This window comes from Aeromonas sp. s11, assembly GCF_040907945.1.
Taxonomy (GTDB): Bacteria; Pseudomonadota; Gammaproteobacteria; order Enterobacterales; family Aeromonadaceae; genus Aeromonas; species Aeromonas veronii.
In genome coordinates, this window is record NZ_JBFOCU010000017.1 from 20,110 (window position 1) to 43,369 (window position 23,260).

22 protein-coding genes are annotated in these 23,260 nt (G+C 61.9%); 8 read left to right on the plus strand and 14 right to left on the minus strand.

The window, feature by feature from the left end:
- The first annotated feature begins 18 nt into the window (after positions 1–18).
- The 3 genes from tyrS (at position 19) to AB5Y84_RS03585 (ending at position 3,110) form a co-directional block, all read left to right on the plus strand.
- Positions 19–1,284, plus strand: coding sequence for a tyrosine--tRNA ligase (gene tyrS / locus AB5Y84_RS03575; RefSeq protein WP_368176396.1), 1,266 nt, complete (start codon positions 19–21; stop codon positions 1,282–1,284).
- A 168-nt stretch (positions 1,285–1,452) separates the two neighbouring features.
- Positions 1,453–2,364: a lipase family alpha/beta hydrolase gene (locus AB5Y84_RS03580; RefSeq protein ID WP_368176397.1), complete on the plus strand. Its 912-nt coding sequence runs from the start codon at positions 1,453–1,455 to the stop codon at positions 2,362–2,364.
- Positions 2,361–3,110 (plus strand): lipase secretion chaperone, encoded by a 750-nt coding sequence (locus AB5Y84_RS03585; protein ID WP_368176398.1) that lies wholly within the window; start codon positions 2,361–2,363, stop codon positions 3,108–3,110. The genes AB5Y84_RS03580 and AB5Y84_RS03585 overlap by 4 nt, the downstream gene beginning before the upstream one ends.
- Positions 3,111–3,146: 36 nt before the next feature.
- Here the strand turns inward: AB5Y84_RS03585 and AB5Y84_RS03590 are convergent, their stop codons facing one another.
- From AB5Y84_RS03590 to sgrR, 4 genes are all read right to left on the minus strand, one after another.
- The gene (locus tag AB5Y84_RS03590; RefSeq protein WP_042081272.1) at positions 3,147–3,848 is read right to left on the minus strand and encodes a hypothetical protein; all 702 of its coding nucleotides are present in this window, start codon (positions 3,846–3,848) and stop codon (positions 3,147–3,149) included.
- A 44-nt stretch (positions 3,849–3,892) separates the two neighbouring features.
- Entirely contained in the window at positions 3,893–4,288 is a 396-nt protein-coding gene (locus AB5Y84_RS03595) for an acyl-CoA thioesterase (protein WP_368176399.1), read from the minus strand.
- 265 nt (positions 4,289–4,553) lie between these two features.
- Complete coding sequence (gene katG, locus AB5Y84_RS03600; protein WP_368176400.1) at positions 4,554–6,731, minus strand: catalase/peroxidase HPI; 2,178 nt, start codon at positions 6,729–6,731, stop codon at positions 4,554–4,556.
- Between the two features lie 145 nt (positions 6,732–6,876).
- A complete protein-coding gene (gene sgrR / locus AB5Y84_RS03605; RefSeq protein ID WP_368176401.1) occupies positions 6,877–8,580 on the minus strand; it encodes an HTH-type transcriptional regulator SgrR in 1,704 nt (567 codons plus the stop codon).
- A 100-nt stretch (positions 8,581–8,680) separates the two neighbouring features.
- Between sgrR and AB5Y84_RS03610 the strand changes: the two genes are divergently transcribed.
- From AB5Y84_RS03610 to AB5Y84_RS03620, 3 genes are all read left to right on the plus strand, one after another.
- Complete coding sequence (locus tag AB5Y84_RS03610; protein ID WP_005355239.1) at positions 8,681–8,857, plus strand: hypothetical protein; 177 nt, start codon at positions 8,681–8,683, stop codon at positions 8,855–8,857.
- Positions 8,858–9,009: 152 nt separating this feature from the next.
- Positions 9,010–10,278 carry an aminotransferase class I/II-fold pyridoxal phosphate-dependent enzyme gene (locus tag AB5Y84_RS03615; RefSeq protein ID WP_335827780.1) on the plus strand — a complete coding sequence of 423 codons (1,269 nt, stop codon included), beginning with the start codon at positions 9,010–9,012 and terminating at the stop codon, positions 10,276–10,278.
- Between the two features lie 106 nt (positions 10,279–10,384).
- Complete coding sequence (locus tag AB5Y84_RS03620) at positions 10,385–11,011, plus strand: glutathione S-transferase family protein (RefSeq protein WP_368176402.1); 627 nt, start codon at positions 10,385–10,387, stop codon at positions 11,009–11,011.
- Positions 11,012–11,076: 65 nt separating this feature from the next.
- Here the strand turns inward: AB5Y84_RS03620 and AB5Y84_RS03625 are convergent, their stop codons facing one another.
- The gene (locus AB5Y84_RS03625; RefSeq protein WP_368176403.1) at positions 11,077–11,976 is read right to left on the minus strand and encodes a DMT family transporter; all 900 of its coding nucleotides are present in this window, start codon (positions 11,974–11,976) and stop codon (positions 11,077–11,079) included.
- 137 nt (positions 11,977–12,113) lie between these two features.
- Positions 12,114–12,554 carry a DUF2214 family protein gene (locus tag AB5Y84_RS03630; RefSeq protein WP_005355246.1) on the minus strand — a complete coding sequence of 147 codons (441 nt, stop codon included), beginning with the start codon at positions 12,552–12,554 and terminating at the stop codon, positions 12,114–12,116.
- A gap of 83 nt (positions 12,555–12,637) precedes the next feature.
- On the opposite strand from AB5Y84_RS03630, the gene AB5Y84_RS03635 reads away from it, so the two are divergent.
- On the plus strand, positions 12,638–14,272 hold the full coding sequence (locus AB5Y84_RS03635) for a diguanylate cyclase (protein WP_368176404.1): 1,635 nt from the start codon (positions 12,638–12,640) through the stop codon (positions 14,270–14,272).
- A 112-nt stretch (positions 14,273–14,384) separates the two neighbouring features.
- Here AB5Y84_RS03635 and AB5Y84_RS03640 read toward each other — a convergent pair whose 3' ends face one another.
- From AB5Y84_RS03640 to AB5Y84_RS03665, 6 genes are read right to left on the minus strand one after another with little or no spacing between them, the layout of a single operon-like run.
- A complete protein-coding gene (locus AB5Y84_RS03640; protein WP_368176405.1) occupies positions 14,385–15,038 on the minus strand; it encodes an HAD family hydrolase in 654 nt (217 codons plus the stop codon).
- A 39-nt stretch (positions 15,039–15,077) separates the two neighbouring features.
- Positions 15,078–16,085, minus strand: a complete 1,008-nt coding sequence (locus AB5Y84_RS03645; protein WP_368176406.1) for an ABC transporter ATP-binding protein — start codon at positions 16,083–16,085, stop codon at positions 15,078–15,080.
- 6 nt (positions 16,086–16,091) lie between these two features.
- Positions 16,092–16,868, minus strand: a complete 777-nt coding sequence (locus tag AB5Y84_RS03650; RefSeq protein ID WP_005355251.1) for an ABC transporter permease — start codon at positions 16,866–16,868, stop codon at positions 16,092–16,094.
- On the minus strand, positions 16,861–17,760 hold the full coding sequence (locus tag AB5Y84_RS03655; RefSeq protein WP_368176407.1) for an ABC transporter permease: 900 nt from the start codon (positions 17,758–17,760) through the stop codon (positions 16,861–16,863). The genes AB5Y84_RS03650 and AB5Y84_RS03655 overlap by 8 nt, the downstream gene beginning before the upstream one ends.
- The gene (locus AB5Y84_RS03660) at positions 17,760–18,593 is read right to left on the minus strand and encodes an alkaline phosphatase family protein (protein WP_368176408.1); all 834 of its coding nucleotides are present in this window, start codon (positions 18,591–18,593) and stop codon (positions 17,760–17,762) included. The genes AB5Y84_RS03655 and AB5Y84_RS03660 overlap by 1 nt, the downstream gene beginning before the upstream one ends.
- A 9-nt stretch (positions 18,594–18,602) precedes the next feature.
- Entirely contained in the window at positions 18,603–19,664 is a 1,062-nt protein-coding gene (locus tag AB5Y84_RS03665) for an ABC transporter substrate-binding protein (protein ID WP_005355254.1), read from the minus strand.
- Positions 19,665–19,883: 219 nt separating this feature from the next.
- Here AB5Y84_RS03665 and AB5Y84_RS03670 point away from each other — a divergent pair, with 219 nt between their 5' ends.
- Positions 19,884–20,693: a UTRA domain-containing protein gene (locus tag AB5Y84_RS03670; protein ID WP_081043469.1), complete on the plus strand. Its 810-nt coding sequence runs from the start codon at positions 19,884–19,886 to the stop codon at positions 20,691–20,693.
- A gap of 40 nt (positions 20,694–20,733) precedes the next feature.
- On the opposite strand, the gene AB5Y84_RS03675 is transcribed toward AB5Y84_RS03670, so the two are convergent.
- Both AB5Y84_RS03675 and AB5Y84_RS03680 read right to left on the minus strand, forming a co-directional pair.
- The gene (locus AB5Y84_RS03675; RefSeq protein WP_005336490.1) at positions 20,734–21,498 is read right to left on the minus strand and encodes a helix-turn-helix transcriptional regulator; all 765 of its coding nucleotides are present in this window, start codon (positions 21,496–21,498) and stop codon (positions 20,734–20,736) included.
- Positions 21,499–22,028: 530 nt separating this feature from the next.
- A complete protein-coding gene (locus AB5Y84_RS03680) occupies positions 22,029–23,165 on the minus strand; it encodes an ISAs1 family transposase (RefSeq protein ID WP_024943479.1) in 1,137 nt (378 codons plus the stop codon).
- Between the last annotated feature and the right edge of the window lie 95 nt (positions 23,166–23,260).

Below are 23,260 nucleotides of genomic sequence, written 5' to 3' on the forward strand. Positions count from 1 at the left end.
CCTGTTGTTGGAGTACCCATGATCAACCCCCACCTGCTTGATGAGCTGACCGAGCGCGGCCTTGTGGCCCAGAATTCCGACCCGGCGGCTCTGGCCGATCATCTTGCCACCCCGCGCACCGTCTATTGCGGGTTCGATCCCACCGCCGGCAGCCTGCATATCGGTCATCTGGTGCCGCTCTTGATGCTGCGCCGCTTCCAGCTGGCGGGCCACACCCCGGTGGCACTGGTGGGCGGGGCAACCGGCCTTATCGGCGATCCCAGCTTCAAGGCGACCGAGCGCAGCCTCAACAGTGCCGATACCGTGCAGGGTTGGGTCGCCAGCCTGTCGGCCCAAATCAGGGCGCTGCTGCCCGCCGATGAGGACCTGTCGGCCCCGCAACTGGTCAACAATGGCGACTGGATGGGGCAGATGTCCGCCCTCGACTTTCTGCGGGATATCGGCAAGCACTTCTCGGTCAACGCCATGCTGGCGCGGGAGTCGGTGCGCCAGCGGCTGGCCCGTCCGGATCAGGGCATCTCGTTCACCGAGTTCTCCTACGCTCTACTGCAATCCTACGATTTTGCAGTGCTGCACCAGAGGCTCGGCTGCACCCTGCAGATTGGCGGCAACGACCAGTGGGGCAATATCACCAGCGGCATGGATCTGACCCGTCGCCTCCATCAGGCGCAGGTACACGGCATGACCCTGCCCCTCATCACCAAGGCAGACGGCACCAAGTTCGGCAAGACCGAGGGTGGCGCGGTCTGGCTCGATCCGGCGCTCACCTCCCCTTACGCCTTCTACCAGTTCTGGCTCGGCACCGCGGATGAGGATGTCTACCGCTTCCTGCGCTACTACAGCTTTATGTTGCTGAGCGAGATTGATGCACTGGAAGCGGAAGATGCCAAGCGGCAGGGGCGCAAGCAGGCCCAGCAGGTGTTGGCGAACGAGCTGACCGAGCTGGTACACGGCAAGGCGGCGCTGGCGGCGGTGCAGCGCATCAGCGAACTGCTGTTTAGCGGCGATGTAGCTCGCCTCGGCGAGAGCGACCTGGCCCAGCTGGCACAGGATGGTATGCCGAGCAGCACCGTCAGCGGCGAGACGGATCTGGTCAGCCTGCTGGTCAGCTGCGGTCTGGCTAACTCCAGGCGCATCGCCCGCGAACTGCTGGCGGCGGGGGCCATCAGCCTCAATGGTGTGATCAAGCAGGATGAACAGCTGAGTACCAATGATCGGCTATTTGGCCGCTACCTGCTGCTGCGCCGGGGCAAGAAGCAGTATCACCTGGTGGAGTGGCAATAAGCCGCAGGGCGGGGAGCACAGCCTCCCCGCCCGCCCCCAGAACCCCTTTTGAATCCCGAGTTGCGATCCCCCTCACAGCCTCTCCCGTCAGCAGCCACCATACTGGCACCGGCGAACATGGAGTACGCCACACAATCTGTTCCTCACGAATCAACAAGGATGCTGATGATGAAGAGATGGCTTCTGGTGCTGCTCTGCACCCTGCCCATGCTGGCACACGCCAGCGGATACACCCAGACCCGCTACCCCATAGTGCTGGTGCACGGCCTGTTCGGTTTCGACAAGCTGCTCGGGGTCGATTACTTCTACGGCATTCCCCAGGCCCTGAGCCGGGATGGTGCCAAAGTCTACGTGGCTCAGGTGTCAGCCACCGCCAGTTCGGAGCAACGGGGGGAGCAACTGCTCGCCCAGATTGAGCTGCTGCTGGCGGCCACCGGCGCCGAGAAGGTCAACCTGATCGGCCACTCCCACGGCGGCCCCACCATCCGCTATGTCGCCTCGGTCGCCCCCGAGCTGGTCGCCTCCGCCACCAGCGTCGGCGGCGTCAACTACGGCTCCGAGATTGCCGATCTGGTGCGGGCCAATGCCGCCCCCGGCAGTGCCGCCGAGAAGCTGGCGGCCGCCGCGGCCCACGCCCTCTCTGGCATGATTTCACTGCTCTCGGGCGGGAGCCAGCTGCCGCAAGATCCGGTCGCCGCCCTCGATGCCCTCACCAACAAGGGGGCCAGCCAGTTCAACCAGCGCTACCCGGAGGGGCTGCCCAGCCGCTATTGCGGCGAGGGGCCGATGCAGGCCAGCAACGGCGTCTACTACTTCTCCTGGAGCGGGCGCGGCAACCTGACCAATCTGCTGGATCCGGTGGATCCTGCGCTGGCGCTGACCGGCGCCTTCTTCAAGGAGCCCAATGACGGACTGGTCGGGGTCTGCAGCAGCCACCTCGGCAAGGTGATCGGCACCGACTACCGGATGAACCATCTGGACGAAGTGAACCAGTCCTTCGGCATCCACCATCTGTTCGAGACCGATCCGGTCACCCTCTATCGCCAGCATGCCAACCGTCTCAAGGAGCTGGGACTATGAAGATAGCCACCCTGCTCGTCGTGCCCTGCGCCATCACCCTGATGCTTGGCGGGGTGTTGCTCTGGCCCAATGTACCGACGGCAGACTCATCCCCCGCTCAAGCCAGCCAGCATGCACAGAGCCACCCGCACGATCCCGAGCAGGAGGCCGCCGATGCCCTGCAGGCGCGCTATCGCACCTTTATCTCCGCCCAAAACAGCCTGACGGTGCCCACCGAGATCTCCCTCGCCAGCCTGCAGATCCTGTTTGACGAGCGGGAGCAGCTGCGCCAGCAGAGCTTTACCCCGGCGGAGCAGGCTCAGCTGTTTGCCGAGGATAGGCTGATGGAGCAGCTGACCCTGCGCCGCAGGGCGCTGGCGGAGGCGAGAGACAGCGACAAGTCGCAGCTGGCCAGCGAGCTGGATCTCTGGCTGGCGGAGCAACCGGGCTGGTTTCGCGAGGCGGAGGCCAACAGCCGCCTGCTTGAGGAGTTGCAAGGGCTGGCGCAGATGGAGCCAGCCAAACGGGAGGCTCTGCTGCTGGAGACGGGGGGGCCGGAAGCGGTGGATCGGATGCGCCAGCTGGAGCAGAACCGGCAAGGGTTCGAGGAGCAGCTCAGCGGTTTTCTGGCCGAGCTAAGGCAACTACCGAACGAGGCCAGGGCCGAACAGCAGCAGGAGCTGCTGGCCCGCTGGTTCGAGCCCGGACAGTGGCGCCGGGTCGAGGCGCTCACCCGGCTCAAGCTGGGGGAGCCACAAGCCGAATGAGAAGGGGGCCCTCGATGGGCCCCCTTGCTATTGCGCTTATTGCGGCTTGTTGGCCCCCGGCAGCGGCTGCCAGGTGAGGCGGGTCACCTGAGTGCCCTGCACCTCGCACTTGAGGCTCAGCTCCTGCCACCCCTTCTCCTGACGCAGGGAGACCTCCCCCTCGATCCCCTGCTCGCCAATCTTCAGCTTATCCTGCTCGAAGATCACCTTGTCGCCGTGGGCGAGATCCATCAGTTTGCCGTTGCAGAGCCAGTGAGCGAGATCCGCCCCCTTCAGCTTGACGCCCCCCTTGGCCGCCTTCTGTTCGGCCGCGCTCACCACAAACAGCTTGCTCAGCTCGGCAGCCCGCTTGGTGAGCCACTCCTGACGCTGCTGCATGCTCATCTTGCTGACGAACTCGGCGGGCTGACCCTTCTCGTCCAGCCATTGGGTCAGCTTGCCGCTGTCGTCAAAGGCGAACTGGGCGGCGGGCTCTTTGACCCCGAACAGCTTGCCGCCCTTGAAGTAGTAGCGGCTCTCCCCTTCCAGCTTGCCCAGCTCGTTCATGATGGGCACGGCGATGATGACGGGGGCGCCATCGATCCAGGCCTTGATATCGACGCCGTCATGGCTGAATTGACGGGTATCGAGGGCGCTCTCGGCCCCCTTCTCCATCAGGGTAAACTGCTCGGCGAGAGAAGCGGCCAGAGAAGGGAGGGAGCAGAATCCCAGGGTCAGCGCGATCGCTGTGTTGCGCATTGAGTTGTACATAACACTCCTGTGATGGGCCATCCGGCCCGTGGTTAACTCTCTGTCAGCCAGGCCCGCAGCCCTTCCCGGTGAGCATCGCTCAGGGGCAGGGATTGGCGGGCCCGGTAGTCAAAATGGATCAGGGTCATTTCGGCGGTGACGGCCAGTTCGCCGCCCTGCCAGGCCTCCTGCCAGACCGTAAATGAACTGGTGCCGATGCGGCGCACGCCAGTCTTGATGGTGACCGGCTGGCCGTAGAACAGCTCCCGTTTGAACTGCACTGTGTAGCCCGCGATGATCAGATGCCAGTTATGCACATCCAGATCGGGGGAGAAGATCCGGAACAGGGGATCCCGCGCCGATTCGAACCAGACCGCCGGCACCGTATTGTTGATATGGCCGAGGGCATCCGTCTCCTGAAAGCGGGGTTGGATCTGCATTTCCAGCATGGGTTGACTCCTTGTCTCTTTGTTTCTGTCCTTGTCCGTTCATGGGACATCAGTGGCCAATGGGGTGGCCGCCGGGCATCATCAGCGGATCAGCATGTTACATGATACTGCTGGCCCAAGCACAGGGATGCCAGCGGCCCTGCGCGACCGGCCAGCGGGTGTCGCAGCGCGGCGGATTGTAGGGCTGCACAGAAAAGCTGGCAGTAAAAAGCCCCGCACATCTTGGCTGTGCGGGGCTGGTGCAGATAACCAAACGGCTTGGGGACTAGCCGAGCAGATCGAAGCGATCCGCATTCATCACCTTGTTCCAGGCGGTGATGAAGTCACAGACAAACTTCTCGCTGTTGTCATCCTGGGCATAGACCTCGGCATAAGCGCGCAGCACCGAGTTGGAGCCGAACACCAGATCCACCCGGGTGGCCGTCCACTTCAGGGCACCGCTGTGGCGATCGCGGATCTCGTAGAGATTGCTCGCTTTCGGCAGCCACTGGTAGCCCATGTCGGTCAGGTTGACGAAGAAGTCGTTGCTGAGTACCCCGACCCGATCGGTAAAGACCCCGTGCCCGGTACCGCCGTGGTTGGTGCCGAGCACCCGCATCCCGCCGACCAGCGCCGTCATCTCGCAGGCGGTGAGCCCCATCAGCTGGGCGCGATCCAGCAGCAGCTCCTCCGCCGTCACCACATAGTCCTGCTTCAGCCAGTTGCGGAAGCCGTCGGCCAGCGGTTCCAGCACCTCGAACGAGGCCACATCGGTCTGAGCCTGAGTAGCATCCCCCCGGCCCGGCGCAAACGGCACGCTCACCGTCACTCCGGCGGCCTGGGCAGCCTGCTCGATGGCGAGGTTGCCCCCCAGCACGATGAGATCCGCGACGCTGACACCACACTCGGCCGCCAGCTGGTCATAGACCGCCAGCACCTTCGCCAGCCGCGCCGGTTCGTTGCCCGGCCAATCCTTCTGCGGCGCCAGCCGGATGCGGGCACCGTTGGCTCCACCCCGCTTGTCGGAGCCTCGGAAGGTACGGGCACTGTCCCAGGCGGTACTCACCCGCTCGCTGATGGAGAGGCCGCTGGCGGCAATCCTGGCCTTCACCGCCGCCACATCATAATCGGCACGTCCGGCTGGCACCGGATCCTGCCAGATCAGATCTTCTGTCGGCACATAGGGGCCGACATAGCGGCTCTTCGGCCCCATATCCCTGTGGGTCAGCTTGAACCAGGCGCGGGCAAAGGCGTCGGAGAAGGCAGCCGGATCATCGCGGAAGCGCTCGGCAATCTTGCGATACTCGGGGTCGAATTTGAGCGCCATATCGGCATCCGTCATCATGGGTTTGCAGCGGATCGAGGGGTCCTCCACATCCACCGGCATATCCTCTTCGGCGATATTGATCGGTTCCCACTGATGGGCCCCCGCCGGTGATTTTTGCAACCACCAGTCGTACTTGAACAGCAGATCGAAGTAGCCGTTGTCCCATTGGGTCGGGTGGGTGGTCCAGGCCCCTTCGATGCCGCTGGTCACAGTGTTGCGGCCGATGCCGCGGCTGTGGTGATTGATCCAGCCGAGCCCCTGCTCCTCGAGGCTGGCCCCTTCCGGCTCGGGCCCGAGCTGCTTGGCATCGCCGTTGCCGTGAGCCTTGCCGACAGTGTGGCCACCGGCGGTCAGCGCCACCGTCTCTTCATCATCCATCGCCATGCGGGCGAAGGTGACCCGCATATCCTGCGCGGTTTTCAGGGGATCGGGCTGGCCATCCACCCCTTCCGGGTTGACGTAGATAAGCCCCATCATCACCGCCGCCAGCGGGTTTTCCAGATCCCGCTCGCCGGAGTAACGACCGCCCGGCTTGCCGCTGGGCGCCAGCCATTCCTTCTCCGATCCCCAGTAGATATCCTTCTCCGGATGCCAGATATCCTCGCGGCCAAAGGCGAAGCCGAAGGTCTTGAGCCCCATGGACTCATAAGCCACGGTGCCCGCCAGAATAATCAAATCGGCCCAGCTGATCTTGTTGCCGTACTTCTTCTTGATGGGCCATAGCAGGCGACGAGCCTTGTCGAGGTTGGCATTATCCGGCCAGGAGTTGAGGGGGGCGAAACGCTGGTTGCCGCTGCCGCCACCGCCGCGACCATCGGCGATGCGGTAAGTCCCGGCCGAGTGCCAGGCCATGCGGATCATCAGGCCGCCGTAGTGGCCCCAGTCGGCGGGCCACCACTCCTGACTGTCGGTCATCAGGGCGGTCACATCCTGCTTGAGGGCCGCCATATCGAGCCCCTTCAAGGCTTCCCGATAGTTGAAACCGGCCCCCAGCGGATTGGTCTTGGTATCGTGTTGGTGAAGAATGTCGAGGTTGAGGCTCTTCGGCCACCACTCCATTCTGGACGTCTCGACGGAGGTGGTTCCCCCGTGCATGACCGGGCATTTTCCTGCGGAACTGTCTGAATTATTGCTCATCGTTTTCCTCATTTGCTCTGCTGTCCATAACCTGAAACAGCATGGCACAGAGGCGTGACACAAACTGTGCAGCAGCGGCCGATTTAGGGATCTTTCACACAAGCGGCCACGGAGCACTCGTCGGCCGCGACAGAAATTGGACGAACTATGGCGCCTCTGCGGGCTGATGGGGCGGCTCGGGCCGCAGCCAGGCGCTGCGAAAATCGAACCAGCCGAGCGCCGTCATCCGCACCCCGTGCACGCCGACACGGCTCTCCAGCTCCAGCCAGTGGTGAAACAGCGGCACAAACCAGCTCTGCTGCTGCACAGTTGCCAGCAGGGCGCGGGGGCCGGGCTCCTCACCGCTGGCGCGCCACTGCATCAACCCTTGCCACAACTCATGCTGACTGCTCCACACCTTGCGCAGCAACGGGGTGCCCTGCAACCAGGCGTAGGGGGCAAAGGGGCCGGCATGTTCGAGGTTGAGGGTGCCGAGCCAGAGATCCACGTCTTCATCCTCGCCACTCACCCAGCGGCCGTAATCGAGGGTGCGCACCTCCAGCCTGATCCCCTGCTCGGCCAGCAGGCTGCTTATGGCGTTGGCGCACTCGTTGAACTCCAGATGCTGATTGAAGCAGGCGAGCACCAAGGTGGTCGGCAACTGCGCCGGTGTGGGCAAGGGCACGGGCAGCGCTTCGCGCCAGTGGGGCAGCAGGCCGAGGGCGCTGGTCCAGCCCCGTTGCAACTCGGGGGCGACCCGCCCCATCAGGGCCACCGGATTGAGCAGCTGGCCCAGCCACTGCCGCAGGGCGGGATCCTGCAAGGATCCGGAACGATCATCCTGCAGCAGGAAGTAGCAGCCCGATTCGAGCTCCGACTCGCCACGCATGGTGCCGAGCTCAGGGCTGTCGCGCCCCAGCTGCAGGTGGGTCTCCAGCCGCTCCGCCAGCTCCGGCAGCATCCAGATATCGATCTCGTCGAGCAGGGCCCGCAGGCCGAAGTAGTCGTCAAACGCCGCAAGGCAAAGATGCAGGGGATCGTTGGCGGCCACCCGGTAAGGGCCGGTGCCCACAGGTTGCAGGGCAAAGCCCGCCTCCCCCTTGAGCTCCCGTGGCAAAATGGTCGCCACCGGCTCGGCCAGCAGGTGGGGCAGCCAGGGATCCGGGCTGTCGAAATAGAGATCCAGCGTGCGCGGCCAGGGGCTCTCCAACCGGTCCAGATGAGCGAACAGCGGGCGAGCCCGCAGGGCCAGCAGGCTCTCCATCACATCTTCCACCACCAGCTCGCGACCGTGGTGAAAACGCACCGCCGGGCGCAGGTAGAAACGCCAGTGGCAAGGACCCAGACACTCCCAGTGGTGGGCGAGATCCCCTTCGATTTCCCCATTTTCCTCATTTCGCCGGGTGAGGCCGTTGAAGATCTGGCGGCTCAGGTGAATTTCGGAGCGGCGCATCGGGCCGGTGGGCAGCAACTGCGGCAGCGGTCGGTAGTAGGGCACCCGCAGGATCTGGCGCCCCTCGCGGGTGGCCTGACCGAGCTGCTCTATCAGCAATGGAGTGAGCAGATCGAGGCGATCTTCGGCCAGCCGTACCGCCTGCGCCAACTGGCCCTGACTGAGCAGATCCCGCAAGCGGCGCCGGGTCAGGCTCTCCTGACTATCGAGCAGGGTGAGCCGGGAGCGCCGCCCCCGCCCCGCTTCCGCCGACCAGCTGAGCCAGCCCTGATCCTGCATCCGCCGCAGCAGCAGACGGGCGTTGCGTGGGGTGCAGCAGAGCAGATCCGCCACCTCGGCGAGGCTGATCTCCCGCTCGTCGCTGCCAAGCAGCTGGGCGAGTCGTTGAAATTGCTGATAGAGGCGACCGGTCGGCATAAAAGAGGAAATCCTGTTGCTATAAGTCATCAGTTTTTACTTCCGCATTTTAGCTCAATACTGCTGATGAACGTGAGAACCACAGCAGAGGAGCACCATCATGAGCCACGCCAACCCCATCAAACCGAACCGGATCCAGCAGACCTTGCGCCGTTACTTCAAGCGGATCCTGCCGCGCCCCTTGCCACTTATCGAAGATCCCATGCAGCAGCTCAACCGCCTGATGCAGTGGGACATGAACCAGATCGATGACAAGGAGTATCGCCGCCGCCTCTGAGTAAGGCAGGCCTGCCCGCCACTCGGGAGGCGCATCCCCTGCGGGCGACATTGCTTTGCCGGATCTTGCTGTTTACATCGGCCACGGGCCTGATAGATTGGACGTCTATCCATCTATAACTGCGACAAGCAACATCCAACAAGGAGTGTGTGATGAAAGATGCGACCCTGGCCCTGCACCACGGCTTTTCCAGCGACCCCACCACCAAGGCGGTCGCCGTGCCCATCTACCAGACGGTGGCCTACGAGTTCGACAGCGCCCAGCACGGGGCGGATCTGTTCAATCTGGCGGTGCCGGGCAATATCTACACCCGCATCATGAACCCCACCAACGATGTGCTGGAGCAGCGGATGGCCGCACTGGAAGGGGGGATCGCCGCGCTGGTGGTCTCGGCAGGTTCCGCCGCCATCACCTACGCCATTCAGGCGCTGACCGCCGCCGGTGACAACATTGTCTCCACGCCCCAGCTCTATGGCGGCACCTACACCTTGTTCGCCCACATGCTGCCGAGTTTCGGGGTCGAGGTGCGCTTCGCCAAGGATGACAGCGCCGAAGCCATCGCCGCCCTCATCGACGACAAGACCAAGGCAGTCTACTGCGAGAGCATCGGCAACCCGGCGGGCAACATCGTCGATCTGGCCGCGCTGGCCAAGGCAGCCCACGCCCGTGGCGTGCCGCTTATCGTCGACAACACGGTCGCCACCCCGGTGCTGTGCAAGCCCATCGAACACGGCGCCGACATCGTGGTCCACAGCCTGACCAAATATGTCGGCGGCCACGGCAACTCGCTGGGTGGCGTCATCGTCGACTCGGGCAAGTTCCCCTGGGCGGATCACGCCGAGCGCTTCCCACAGCTCACCAAACCCGAGCCCTCATACCACGGGGTGGTCTACACCGAGGCCTTTGGCCCCGCTGCCTTTATCGGGCGGGTGCGTACCGTGCCGCTGCGCAATACCGGCGCGGCGCTGGCGCCGATGAACGCCTTCCTGCTGCTGCAGGGGCTGGAGACCCTGAGCCTGCGCATGGAGCGCCACGTGGACAACGCCCTGCGGGTCGCCCATCACCTCAAGCATCACCCCAAAGTGGCCTGGGTCAGCTATGCCGGTCTGCCGGGTCATCCCCACTATCTGCTGGCGGAGAAGTACATGGCCGGTCGCCCCTCGGCCATCCTCTCGTTCGGTCTGAAGGATGGCTACGAGGCGGGCGTGCGTTTCTACGATGCGCTGAAGATCTTCAAGCGGCTGGTCAATATCGGCGACGCCAAGTCGCTGGCCTGCCACCCGGCCTCCACCACACATCGCCAGTTGAGCGAGGAGGAGCAGGCCAAGGCCGGGGTGAAACCGGAGATGATCCGGCTGTCGGTGGGGATCGAGGCGATCGAAGACATTCTGGCAGATCTGGATCAGGCGCTGGAGGCCTGAGTCAGTCATCAAGGGAGCGGGCATCAGCCCGCTCTTTTTGTACTGCCGGTGAACCGCCCTCCTCACCCGCTCGTATACCCCATCCTGCCACCGAATCGAGGTCGTTATGATAGTCCTGCACCACCTGAACAAATCCCGCTCCCAACGCATTATCTGGCTGCTCGAAGAGCTGGGCCTGCCCTATGAGATCAAGGCGTATCAGCGCGATGCCACCACCTTTCTGGCACCGCCCGAGCTAAAAGCCATCCACCCTCTCGGCAAGTCGCCGGTCATCGAATTCGACGGCCGGGTGCTGGCGGAATCGGGCGCCATCACCGAGTACCTGATTGCCCGCTATGCTGCCGATCGGCTGGCACCGGCACCAGATAGCCCGGAGTATCCCGAATACCTGCAGTGGCTTCACTTTGCCGAGAGCTCCGGCATTCTGCCGCTGCTGCTCGACATGTTCGTGCGCAAGGATGGCAGCCCGATGCGCTTCCTGCCGGACTACGCCAAGGCGGAGTGTGCCAAGGTGCTGGGCTACCTCAATGAGGTACTGGCGAATCGCCACTATCTGGTGGGGGATCGCCTCTCCGGCGCCGACATCATGAACTCCTTCCTGGTGGATCTGCTGGCGCAAAGCGGCCAGCTGGCCCACTTCCCGCACCTGCAAGCCTACTGGCAGCGCCTCAATACCCATCCGGCCCGTCAGAAGGCGGTAGAGCTGGAGCGCGAGCTGGATCAGCGCCCCTGACCGAGCGACTACCATGCAAAACGCCCCGACTGTCGGGGCGTTTTTGTTATGCAGCGGGCTGCGGTTTACTTGGTCGCGGGCACCTTGTCCCGGCGCGACTTCCACCACCATCTCAAGCGGATCTGGGAGATGAGCATCCCCGCCAGCATCAGGGCGCAACCGGCAATGGCGCGCTCGTCCAGCGTCTCACCCAACAGCAACACGCCCCCCACGGCGGCAAAGACGGTCTCCAGACTGAGGATGATGGCGGCATGGGCCGGATGAGCGCCCCGCTGCCCTACCACCTGCAGGGTATAACCCACCCCGACCGACACCAGCCCGGCATAGAGCAGAGCCTGCCAACCGGCCACTGCGCCGCTAACAGTCGGGGTTTCGATAACAAAAGCGGTGGCGAGGCTGAGCAGGCCGCACACCACGAACTGCACTCCGGCGAGCTTGATGGGTGCAACCCGGTTGGAGTAGTGATCCACCAGCAGCAGATGCACAGCCCAGAAGAGGGCGCCGACCACCTGCAGCAGATCACCAAAGCCGATGGTGAACTCGTCGGTGACGCTCAACACATAGAGGCCCGTCAGAGCAATCAGGGCACCAATCCAGGTATTGAACCCGCTCTTGTGGCGCAGCAGCAGCCCCAGTACCGGCACCAGAATGATGTAGAGCCCGGTGATGAAACCGGCCTTGGCGGCAGTGGTATAAAGCAGCCCCACCTGCTGCAGGGAGGCGGCACAGAACAGCACCAGCCCGGCCAGCACGCCACCGATCAGCAGCTGGCGATGATCGCCCGCGACGGCAACAGGTTGTCGGGATTTAAGCCACCAGAGCAGCGGCAGCAGGGAGAGAGCGCCGAGCAGAAAGCGCAGGCCATTGAAGGTATAGGGCCCCATGTGATCCATCCCGAGGCGCTGGGCGACAAAGCCCATACCCCAGATGGTGGCAGCCATCAGCAACATCAGATTGGAGCGCATGGCGATTCTTCCTTAAATCGGCGCGTGACGGGTTATCCGATCCAAGATACCCGCCTCCCTATCCTCTTGTCTCCACTCTTTGTCTTCGCTCTCGCTCTCCACGCGCTGCATCGCACTGCTTTTGAGCACAGCGAGTGTTACAACAGCGAGGGCTTGGTGAACACGGCCAACAGGGCAATCAGTAGCAGATTGCCCCGCAGGATCCACACCACCCGGAAGTGCTGCTGAATGGAGATCATCGGCGCCTTGCCCAGACGCAGGGCGCGACGCCAGCGATAGAAGAGGCGGCTGGGATAAACGAGGGAGCCAACAATCAGCAGAAACAGCCCCATCTTGAGGCCGTGGGCAGGATGGGCAAAGATCTCTGCCACCGAGCTGGCATGCTCGAGGGCCAGCAGACACCCGGTGGCAAAGATGGAGAAGAGCGCCAGCGCCGCCACCCCATCTGCCAGCAGCAGGCGGCGCACTCGCAGCATGTTCAGGCCGCGCCGAAAGATCAGATACTCGACACAGAGGGCAAGGATTAGCACCGCTATGCTGCCATAATGAATCATTGAGAGCAGAGTGTGGTTCAGCATCGGAAACATCTCATTTTCTGCCTTTAGACGAGCCGCACAGCATCATATATGCTGGTGTCACCCGAGACGAAAAGGATCTGTTCATGTCCCCCGCCAAGCCCAAGAACACTTGGTCTTTGATCACCCGCATGCGGCTGGGCCTCCTCTTGCTCTTTATCCCTGTGTTGCTGCTCGGCAGCATCTACTACCTGCATATGGAGCGCACCCTGCGCCACGAGCAGCAACAATATCTGATTGCTCGCAACACCCAGTATTTCCATACCCTGATCGAACCCTATCTGGCGACCCTCAAACGCCAGTTTACGCTCATTTATCAGCAGGTAAATTATCGGGATTTCAGCGGCCCGGAGATCCTTAACGGCGAGCGCTACCTGCAACAGTGGCAGGCCTACCACAAGGTGATGGAGCTCGATTACGTCTACGTGGGCACAGAGCATCGCAAGATGCTGATCCACCCCTCCTGGCAGGCCGACGAGAAGTTCGATCCCAGAACCCGCCCTTGGTATCAGCTGGCCGCCAGCCATCCGGACCAGATTGTATCGACCGGCCCCTATTACGACTACACCCTGGGCACCCTCACCATGTCGCAAGCCCAGGTGATTGAAGATCCTGATGGCAAGCGAGTAGGTGTGCTCTCCCTGGATACCCAGCTTACCCCGCTCACCAACTGGCTCAACAACCGCCATGAACAGATCCATCATCTGAGCAAAGGTTATCAAATTCTGCTCAACCATGACGGGCTGGTGCTGGCCCACCCTGATCGCGAACAGGTATTCAAACCGCTCACCCACCCTGAATGGCTGACACATATGCAACAGCCGCAGGGTTTCTTCATCGATGATGCCAACGGCATGATGGTCTCTTACTACCGTGTCCCCGAGCAACGTTGGTTCCTGCTCAGTGTCGAGCCTACCGCCAACATGCATCAGGTGATCGACAACGTCTCCATCAACGTGCTGCTGATGATTGCCGTTGCCTGCATTTTCTATCTGCTGCTGGCCCTGCTCTGGACCCGCTACTTCCGCCGCATGCTGGGGGAGATCATCCTGCTGATCCGCGCCAGCCGCTCCGGCGGTATCGCCTACAACGGCCGCCGCATGCTGGAGCTGGCCAAGGTCTATGAAGAGATGGATGCCGCCAGCCAGGACTTTGCCCAGATCCGCCTGCAAGCCCATCAGGACAAACTCACCGGGCTCTACAATCGTCGCTTCTTCGACGAGTGCCTGCAAAAGCAGCTCAACAGTGGCGCTCCCTTCGGGGTGGTGATGTTCGATCTGGATGATTTCAAGCGGGTCAACGATACCCATGGCCATCAGGCAGGGGATGTGGTGCTCAAGCGGGTGAGCAAGCTGGGCATGAATCTGTTCCACGAGTGGGGCTGGTTCTGCCGCTATGGCGGCGAGGAGCTGGTGCTGATCTTCCGTTACGGCGAAGAGCAGCCGATGCTCCCCTCCCTGCTGGAAGCGTTCCGGCTCGGGGTGGAGCAGCTGGAGTGGCGCGAACCCGATCTCACCATCACCATCAGTGGCGGGGTGGCTTTCAGCCGCTTCGGGCTCTCGGCCAAAGAGCTGGTGGAGCTGGCCGACAAGGGGGTCTATCAGGCCAAGCGGGAGGGGAAAAACCGTATCTGCTTCCCACTGCGCCATACCCCTCACCAGAGTGCCGAGGAGGAAGTGCCCGCCTTTGGCGAGCCCCGGCAACAAACCAACGAGGGGTAACAGCCGCCAGCCTCAACCACAACGCCGTCAGCAAAAACAAAGAGAGAGGTTCCTGCCTCTCTCTTTGTTTTTCGTGCGTCTTGCCGCACGTGAAGCCAGTGTGGCGCGCGACTCAGCGCAGCCACTCCCACACCGGCCAGCCCAGCTCCTCGGCTTGCTGGCGCAGCGCGGGGGCCGGATTGACCGCATGGGGATGGCTCACTGCCCGCAGCATGGGCAGATCGTTGTGGGAATCGCTGTAGCCAAAGCTCCCCTGCCAGAGGTGGTCCCTGCCGGCAAACAGCTGGTTGATGCGGGCCACCTTGCCCTCGCGAAAACTGAGAGTGCCGCGGGTCTGGCCGGTCAGCATCCCCTCCTCTTCATCAAGCAGGATGGCGACGCAGTGATCCATCCCCAACATCTTCGCCATGGGGGCCACCAGATGCTCGCCGGAGGCGGAGATGAGCACCAGATCGTCGCCCCGCTCCCGATGCCATTCGATGCGCGCCAACCCCTCGGGGTAGAGGCGCTCGCGCAGCACCTGCTCGGCAAAGCGGCTACAGAGCGAGTCGAGCCACTGGCGTGTCTTGCCCACCAGCGGTTGCAGGGTGAAGGCCATGTACTGGTGCATATCCATCTTGCCCTGATGGTAGAGGGACATCATGGCCTGCTCCTCCGCGATCATGCTGGCGGGGGCCAGCTCCTCGGCCACCATGTACTCCAGCCAGAGGCTGGCGGAATCCCCGGCAATCAGGGTCTCGTCCAGATCAAACAGTGCCAGTGCCATGGGCGCTCCTCGCAGTGAAAATGGAAATGAAATGCGGCCTCATGCTACCTCACAGAGTTGATCCCGGGCCACCGCCAGAGTCACGGCACTGCCGGTGGCCAGCAGATCGCCAGCCGAGCGGTTGAGGCAATCCACCGTCAACAGCCCCGCCTCGCACTCCACCTGATAGCGGATCACGTTGCCGAGCAGCTGTTGCTGGCGAATGATGCCGGGCAGGCAGGGTTCGCTGCTGGTCGCCCCGGCGGGCAGCAGGGTGATGGACTCAGGCCGCAGCGCCAACTTGCCCTGAAAACGGGGGCCGAACAGCGACTTGCCCTGCTCGGCGCCAAGCAGGTTGTAGTTGCCGATAAAGCCCGCCACAAACTCGCTGGCGGGACGGGTGTAAATCTCCTCCGGCGTGCCGCTCTGGACGATAGATCCCTTGTTCATCAGGAAGATCCGATCCGACATGGTAAGCGCCTCCTCCTGATCGTGAGTCACGAAGATGGTGGTGAGCTCAAGGCGCTGCTGGATCTCGCGGATCTGCTGGCGCAGGCTGCGACGGATGCGGGCATCCAGCGCCGAGAGCGGCTCGTCCAGCAGCAGGATCCGCGGCTGCACCACCAAAGCCCGGGCCAATGCCACCCGCTGGCGCTGACCGCCGGAGAGCTCGGCAGGATAGCGGCGCTCGAAGCCGGTCAGCTCCACCAGCGCCAGCGCCTCCTGCACGCTGGCCGCCAGCTCCCGCCCCGGCTGGGGTTTCATCTTGAGGCCGAAGGCGACGTTGTCCCACACCGTCATGTTGGGGAACAGCGCATAGCTCTGGAACACCATGCCGATGCCGCGCTTTTGGGGCGCCTGCCAGGTGATCTCCTCACCGGCCACCCGCACCTGACCGCCATCCACCGGAGTGAGCCCGGCCAGCGCCCGCAGCAGGGTAGATTTGCCACAGCCGGAGGGGCCGAGCAGGGTCACCAGCTCCCCCTTGCGAATGCCGAATTCGATCCCCTCGAACACCGGCGTATCGCCGTAGGATTTGTGCAGTTGATTCACTTCTAAATGAAACATCTTGGATCACCGATGAAATCTGTTGGCCGCCCAGGTGAGCAGCAGGGTCAGCAGGAAGTAGCTCATCACCAGCGCACTGGTGAAGTGGCCAGAAGTGGCGCGCATGTTGTAGAGGTAGACCTGCAGGGTCTCGTAACGGGTGCCCACCAGCATGTTGGCAAACACGAACTCGCCGAGCAGGAAGGAGAGGGAGAGAAACAGCGCCGCCAGCAGCCCCTTGCGCAGACAGGGGATCACCACCAGCAGAAAGGCGCGCCGACTACTGGCCCCCAGCAGATGGGCGGCATCCATCAAATCCCTGAGCGGCACCCCTTGCAGGCTGTTGGCCAGCGCCCGATACATAAAGGGGAGCACCACGGTGAACCAGGTGCCGATCAGGATCCACGGCGTGCCGATAATGGGCAGGACACCATCGGCGTAGATCTGCAGCAGCCCCACCGACGAGACCACTGGCGGCACCGCAAAGGGGAGCAGGATCAGCAGGTTCATCCAGGGATCCAGCTTTGGGAAGTAGTAGGCCACCACCAGCACGGTCGGCACCAGCACCAGGGTCCCCAGCAGCAGGGTGGCGAAGCAGACCAGGAGGCTGCGGCCAAACGCCGCCAGAAAACGCGGGTCGCCCCACAGCTTGAGATACCAGTCGAGGGTGAAGCCGTCCGGCAGCAGGGTCGCCCCCCAGCGGGTGGAGATGGAGTAGAGAAAGGTAGCCAGCAGCGGCAGCAGCAGGGTGGCGACCAGCCCCCCCAGCACCCACTTGGGCCAGCGCGGCGTCAAATCATGCATGGGATTGCCCCTTGTTCACATAGCTCTTTTTCAGCAGCCACTGGTTGGCAGCCGTCACCACTCCCAGCAGCACCATCAGGATCACCGCCAGCGCCGCCGCCATATTGGGCTCGAGGAAGATGTCGCCGGAGACCAGACTGGCCACCCGGATGGTCACCAGATTGAAGTTGCCGGTGGTGAGGGCGTAGGCGGAGGCATAAGCCCCCACCGCGTTGGCAAACAGGATGATCAGGGTGCCGAGCAGCGCAGGCGTCAGCACCGGCAGCGCCACATGCCACACATATTGTCCCTTGCTCGCGCCGAGCAGCGCGGCCGCTTGCGGCCACTCATCCTGCAGCGCATCGAACGCCGGGTAGAGCAACAGCAGGGCGAGCGGGATCTGGAAGTAGGTGTAGATGAGAATAAGGCCCGACCCCGAGTAGAGGTTGAAGCCGTCGATCAATCCCCAGGATTTCAGCAGCAGAGTCACTGCACCATTGATGCCGAGAATGATGATAAAGGCGAATGCCAGCGGAACACCGCTGAAGTTGCCGGTCATGGTGACAAAGGCCAGCAGCAGCCGCTTGACCCGCTCGCCGCTGTGACGCAGCGCTGCCGCCCCGAGGGTGCCGATGGCAAGCCCCGCCAGACTGGCGATACCGGCGATGCGCAATGAGTTGCCGAACGATTGCAGGTAGAAGGGGGAGCTCAAAATCTCCCGGTAGTAGTCGAGGCCCCAGCCATCTGGGGTCTGAAAGCTGCCCACCAGCACCCACACCATGGGAGCGAGCTGGAACAGGATCATCAAGAGGATAAACGGCAGCAGCACCAGCGCGGGCAGCCAGTGGCGGCGCACCTTGCGCTTGGTGGCCACGGGTCGATCAGCGAGGATCTCGGTGGTGGCAGTCATCATCAGTGCACCTCGCGCATAAAGGCGGCCTTGAGCAGCGGTGGCGCTGCCGGCTTGTCGTGGGGAATGCCCAGCAGATCGGCCATCAGGGCGCAGAGCTGGGTCTGGGCGATCACTACCCCATCCGGCCAGCGCTCGATAAAGGCATCGCCAAACAGCCAGAGTGGCACGGTGCGCTCTTCCGGCAGGGTGCCGCCGTGGCTCAGGTCGTTGTTCATACCATGATCCGAGGTGACTACCACCTGATACCCCTCCGCCAGCCACTGGGGCAGCAGATCGGCCAGCAGGCTGTCCATCCGGCGCGCCTGATTGCGGTACTGGCGGGAATCGAGGCCAAACTTGTGGCCCGCATCGTCCACCCCCATCGGGTGGATCAGCAGAAAATCGGGATCGTACTGGCTGCGCAGCCACTCGCCATCCATCAGCAGATGGCTGTCGGGATAGTTGTCATCCCAGTAGAAGCAGCCGTGCTGGATGGGTAACAACTCATCGTGGGTAAAGCGATCGCGGGCCGCCAGCCAGGGGCTGCGGTTGTAGAGTTCGCTCACCCAATGGTAGGCCGCCGCTGCGGTGCGTTTGCCCGCAGCGCGGGCCAGATGGAAGATGGAGTCATGCAGACTGAGGCGACTCACCCCGTTGTGGGTGATGCCGCTCACCACCGGCGGCACGCCGGTCAGGATGCACTCGTAGAGAGGCCGGGAGAGAGACGGCAGGGCAGCATTCAGGGTCGTATGCAGGCCCCGCCCAGCCTCCACCATGCCACCGAGGTAGCCCATGGTGTGGGCTACCTCGGCTGCCAGACCATCCACAAGTACCACTATCACCTTGTGTTGCACTGGATTCCCTTACTGCATATTGATCATGACGGTTTCTTGCCACTGGCGCGGCAGGGCTTTGGAGCTCTGCTCCCAGGCGGCGTGATCCTGCACCGGCTTGGCATTGGCGTACTGCTCGGCTGGCAACAGCTTGGCCTTCACGTCATCCGGCAGAGTCACGTTGCTGCGGATCGGGCGGGCGTAGCCGCGGGCCAGGTTGATTTGACCGGCATCGGAGAGGATGTATTCACGGGCCAGTTTGGCGGCGTTGGGGTTCTTGGCCCACTTGTTGATGATGGTGGTGTAACCGGCGATGACGGAGCCGTCGCTCGGGATCACCACATCAAACTTCTTGGGGTCGATCTGGTCGCGGTAGTTGAGGGCGTTGAAGTCCCACAGCACACCCACTTCCACCTCACCCTTCTCGATGTTGGCGATGGTCGGATCGTTCAGGGAGAGACGACCCTGCTTGGCCAGCTGGCCGAACAGCTCCAGCGCGGGCTTGAGATTCTTCTCGCTGCCGCCGGTGGCATAGGCTGCCGCCAGCACGCCGTTGTTGGCCTGAGAGGCAACGCCCACGTCACCCAGGGTCACCTTGTAGTCGCCACCCAGCAGGGACTGCCAGCTGGTGGGGGCGGCCTTGACCAGATCCTTGTTGATCAGGAAGGCAATGGTGCCGGTATAGGCCAGCATCCAGTGACCGTCCGCATCCTTGGCCCAGTTGGGAATGTCAGCCCAGGTGGAGGGTTTGTAGGGTTGGGTAACCCCCTGCTTGACCGCAACCGGACCGAAGGCGCCGCCCACATCGCCGATATCGGCGGTGGCATTGGCCTTCTCGGCGGCGAACTTGGCGATCTCCTGCGCCGAGCTCATGTCAGTATCCTGATGCTTGATGCCGTAGATGCTGCCCAGCTGCTGCCAGGTATCCTTCCAGTTGGCCCAGCTGTCGGGCATGCCGATGCTGTGGAGCTGGCCTTCGCCACGGGCGGCCTTTTCGAGATCCGCGATATTTTCGGCTGCATAGCTATTTGTGGCAAACAACGGTTGGCTGATGGCCACCATGGCCAGTGCACTTGCGATCACGCTTTTCATCATCCCATCCCTCTGGACTAGGTCAGTTAAGGTTCGAGAGGGATGCTAGAGGGGAATTGTGACGGTGGCGGGGCGCTTTAATGGCAGTTTGATGACAATCACCCTGTCATGGCGCTGTCATCCACAGCAGTTACAACTCTGAACCCGAGTGAGGCTGGACTATTCCAGTAAGGGATTGGCCAGCCACCCGCCTTCTGAATAAGCAACAGGGACAAGAGTGTGACCGAGCCGAGATTGAGCGAGCAGAGAGTAAACGAACAGAGCATGGCCGATGGCCGCTCCTCCTCCAAGTGCGAACAGATTTGCCAGACCCTGCGCCGCTATATCGGCAGCGGCCAATTGGGGGCCGGGCAGCAGCTACCCGCCGAACGGGCCCTGAGCGAGCGTTTCGCCACCACCCGCATCACCATCAAGGAGGCGCTCTCCAGCCTCGAAGCAGACGGCCTTATCTACCGTGCCGAGCGGCGCGGCTGGTTTGTGGCGCCACCCCGCCTCACCTACGATCCCGCCATCCACACCCACTTTCACCAGTGGATCGGCGAACAGCAGCGCACCGCCGAAACCCGGGTGCTGGCCCACGGCAGCGAGCTTGCCAGCAGCGAGCTGTGCCGCTGGATGGGGCTGGAACCCTTCACCCCACTTTATGAAATCCGCCGCCAGCGGCTGATCGACGGTCGCCCGGTGCTTCATGTCAGCCACCACCTGCTGGCGAGTCGCTTTCCCGATATCGCCAGCGCACCGCTGGCCAGCTCCCTAACCGAGCTCTATCAGCAGCGCTATGGCATAGGCCAGGGTGGGGCGAGTCTCGAGATCACCCCCTCGGCGGCGCGCGGCGCCATCGCCCGCGCCCTCAATCTGGCGGAGGGGAGCGCGGTACTGCGGCTGGTGCGGGTCAACTATGACGAGCGGGGTGGTCTGGTGGATTGCGATATCGAGCACTGGCGGCCGGATGCCATCCGCATTTGTCTGGATACGCGAGCATTGCAGCCGCTCGCAGGCAAGCTGCAACAAACCCGGGTCGCAGATTAGACTCCAGCCAACAGAGCGGATCCCACAGGATCCGCCGGGATCAGTTGTCGATATTGGGGATCATGTCGTCAAAGCTCTGGTAGCCGCAGTCGGCCAGTTGCAGCGACATGGTGTAGGTCTTGGCGTGCTCCTGCTGGCCGATGGCGGGGCGGTTGAGCTTGATCTCCTGATGCCAGTACTCCTTCATCCGGTCGATCAGCGCCATCGCCTCCCCCTCGTTGAGGTGCAGCTGGCAGAGCGCCATATAGTTGTTCGACTTGTGCATGTTCTCCACCAGATACTCCCCCAGTACCGACATTGCCTGCCGCGCCTGCTGGCGGGCGAAACGGCTGTGCTGCTCGAAGCTGATCCGCTCGCTGATCAGGAAGTGGTAACTGTTGTCGATACCGAGCTGCAAAATGCCGAGCTTCTCCAGCTTGCGCAGATAAAGGTAGCAGGAGGCATCGGTCAGGCCGTACTCCCGCTTGAGATCGATCAGCGTCTTGTCGCGCCAGAAGATATTGGCGAGAAAGGCGTAGAGCCCCGGCTCGTTGTGAAACGCCTCGTCCTGCTCCTGAGTGAAGACGGCGCGGCGGCTCTGGGCGTCCTGAGTGCGATCCAGCAACTCCTCGAACGAGAGCCCCACCAGATGGCAGATCTCCAGCAGAGTATCGAACGGTAGCGAGGGCTTGTTCATCATCCGTTTCACGGTCGCGATGGAGACACCCATGGCTTCTGCCAGGGTCTGATAGCGGATCCCCTTGTCGGTCAGGGTCTTCTTCAGGGTGTCGAGAATATTGTTGGCCAGCGTCTGGCTGTAGGTCATGCCACTCTTCCTTGTTATCGCACTTTCATTGCATGGTTATGCCGAGTCAGCTTCTGACCTGTTTTTACCTTCAAGGCTCAGATATTGACACCGAAAAAACAGCCTAGAGAAAAAATCGCCTACAACGCCCATCAGGACAGACCAGTTGAACGATGAGGTAGCAAAATTTGACACCAGACAGTGCATATCTTTCAACCCGCAAACATTTTGCTAGTGCTGCATAGAACATCGCGCATAATCGAAACGTATCGAATTCAAGACCCTTCCTGGTTGAGAAATCGATTGTTTGCTTCCAAATTTTTATCTTTTAAACCGTAAGGTTTTTTCTCTTTCCTGGCATTGGGCGGCGCTGATAGCACCGCCCTTTTCTTTTCCCTGAATTCGCAGGTCAGGTCAAGGGCCCCGGCAAGGGGAAGTGTGACAGGCCACCCGCCGCCCACTGATGCACCAGCCACCACGACCTCTCTGGCAAGGTATTCTAAACGGTCGTCAATACCGTGTTATTGCAGGGCGAGAGCGTGAACATATTGTTAAATTGACTTCAATTCAGCCAGCCCTGAATCCAATACCTTTTCCAGATATGGGCTGCTCATGCCCGCAAATTGCTGCTTCTTCCGCAAGCTTGCCTTACGGCTGGTTTCGGCTCGCAGCATGTTTTGCGCCATGTGTCGTGCACAGGCCAATATTTGAGGGGCATCACCTCGATATATCTGGCAGGCATCCTCATTCATCACGACATCCAGAACCCAGTGCAGGCTATTTTCAATTGCCCAGTGCCCTCGTACCGCTGAAGCAAACTGCTCTGGTGTCAGTTCAGCCGAGCTGATGTAGTAGCGATACTCCATCGAAAATTTTTCCATATTTTCAATTCGATAGGATATTGCGACACCGACAGTCTTCAGCGATTTCCACTCTGGAAATTGCTCTGATAGTGCTCCGGCTGGTAACACATGGTACTCGCGGCCATCGATGCGACCGTGCTCTTTCTCGACACTGAGCGTTTCTTCACTCAGCGGCTTCTTGGTCGACTCGGCCAGAGCTGCGCGTACTGCATTATGCAGTGTGGGCTGGTTACCTTTTACCGCCAGCAAGTAGTCGCCACCGCCCTTGACTATGGTTGAGGCTATTCCAGTCTGGCAGCCCATGGCATCGATGGATACCAGGCAGCCTTTTATATCGAGGAGTGCCAGTAATTCAGGAATGGCGGTGATTTCGTTAGATTTCTCATCTGTTTTGACTTGCCCGAGCACCAGACGATTCTCAGCGGCAAAGGCACTGACCATATGAATGGTAGACTGACGACTGTCTCGGTCGTAAGAGCTGCGTAAGGTCTTGCCGTCAATGGCAATCAGCTCACCATCGGTACGTTCTGATGTTGCTTGCATCCAGCGGACGAAGGCGTTCTGGAATTGCTCCGGTTGAATACGGGAGATGATCCTGGCTATGGTGTCGTGAACAGGTAATCCGTTATGAAACAATCCATTACGCTGAAACCATTCCAGATGTGCCTCGCCGAAAAGCTCGATATCTTCCCAACCTTGAGCTCCACCAATAGCAGCACAGACGGTGAGAAAAACCACATCGAAGAAGGGGTACGCGATTTTGGTTGTCTGACGAGGGTCTTCAAGTTCGGAGAAGAATTGGGTAAATGCCGCTTGATGGTTCATGACGAAACTCCCGTAAAAGAGAGTATAAGATCACACCCTGTTCGGTCGGTCAAATCCTCGTGCCCTGCTTAAAAAACGTTCGCGATCTTGCCCTG

Bases quoted from the DNA above. Each gene is read 5' to 3' on its own strand.
- tyrS (WP_368176396.1), top strand. From the start codon at position 19: ATGATCAACCCCCACCTGCTTGATGAGCTGACCGAGCGCGGCCTTGTG.
- AB5Y84_RS03580 (WP_368176397.1), top strand. From the start codon at position 1,453: ATGAAGAGATGGCTTCTGGTGCTGCTCTGCACCCTGCCCATGCTGGCA.
- AB5Y84_RS03585 (WP_368176398.1), top strand. From the start codon at position 2,361: ATGAAGATAGCCACCCTGCTCGTCGTGCCCTGCGCCATCACCCTGATG.
- AB5Y84_RS03590 (WP_042081272.1), bottom strand. From the start codon at position 3,848: ATGCGCAACACAGCGATCGCGCTGACCCTGGGATTCTGCTCCCTCCCT.
- AB5Y84_RS03595 (WP_368176399.1), bottom strand. From the start codon at position 4,288: ATGCTGGAAATGCAGATCCAACCCCGCTTTCAGGAGACGGATGCCCTC.
- katG (WP_368176400.1), bottom strand. From the start codon at position 6,731: ATGAGCAATAATTCAGACAGTTCCGCAGGAAAATGCCCGGTCATGCAC.
- sgrR (WP_368176401.1), bottom strand. From the start codon at position 8,580: ATGCCGACCGGTCGCCTCTATCAGCAATTTCAACGACTCGCCCAGCTG.
- AB5Y84_RS03610 (WP_005355239.1), top strand. From the start codon at position 8,681: ATGAGCCACGCCAACCCCATCAAACCGAACCGGATCCAGCAGACCTTG.
- AB5Y84_RS03615 (WP_335827780.1), top strand. From the start codon at position 9,010: ATGAAAGATGCGACCCTGGCCCTGCACCACGGCTTTTCCAGCGACCCC.
- AB5Y84_RS03620 (WP_368176402.1), top strand. From the start codon at position 10,385: ATGATAGTCCTGCACCACCTGAACAAATCCCGCTCCCAACGCATTATC.
- AB5Y84_RS03625 (WP_368176403.1), bottom strand. From the start codon at position 11,976: ATGCGCTCCAATCTGATGTTGCTGATGGCTGCCACCATCTGGGGTATG.
- AB5Y84_RS03630 (WP_005355246.1), bottom strand. From the start codon at position 12,554: ATGCTGAACCACACTCTGCTCTCAATGATTCATTATGGCAGCATAGCG.
- AB5Y84_RS03635 (WP_368176404.1), top strand. From the start codon at position 12,638: ATGTCCCCCGCCAAGCCCAAGAACACTTGGTCTTTGATCACCCGCATG.
- AB5Y84_RS03640 (WP_368176405.1), bottom strand. From the start codon at position 15,038: ATGGCACTGGCACTGTTTGATCTGGACGAGACCCTGATTGCCGGGGAT.
- AB5Y84_RS03645 (WP_368176406.1), bottom strand. From the start codon at position 16,085: ATGTTTCATTTAGAAGTGAATCAACTGCACAAATCCTACGGCGATACG.
- AB5Y84_RS03650 (WP_005355251.1), bottom strand. From the start codon at position 16,868: ATGCATGATTTGACGCCGCGCTGGCCCAAGTGGGTGCTGGGGGGGCTG.
- AB5Y84_RS03655 (WP_368176407.1), bottom strand. From the start codon at position 17,760: ATGATGACTGCCACCACCGAGATCCTCGCTGATCGACCCGTGGCCACC.
- AB5Y84_RS03665 (WP_005355254.1), bottom strand. From the start codon at position 19,664: ATGAAAAGCGTGATCGCAAGTGCACTGGCCATGGTGGCCATCAGCCAA.
- AB5Y84_RS03675 (WP_005336490.1), bottom strand. From the start codon at position 21,498: ATGACCTACAGCCAGACGCTGGCCAACAATATTCTCGACACCCTGAAG.
- AB5Y84_RS03680 (WP_024943479.1), bottom strand. From the start codon at position 23,165: ATGAACCATCAAGCGGCATTTACCCAATTCTTCTCCGAACTTGAAGAC.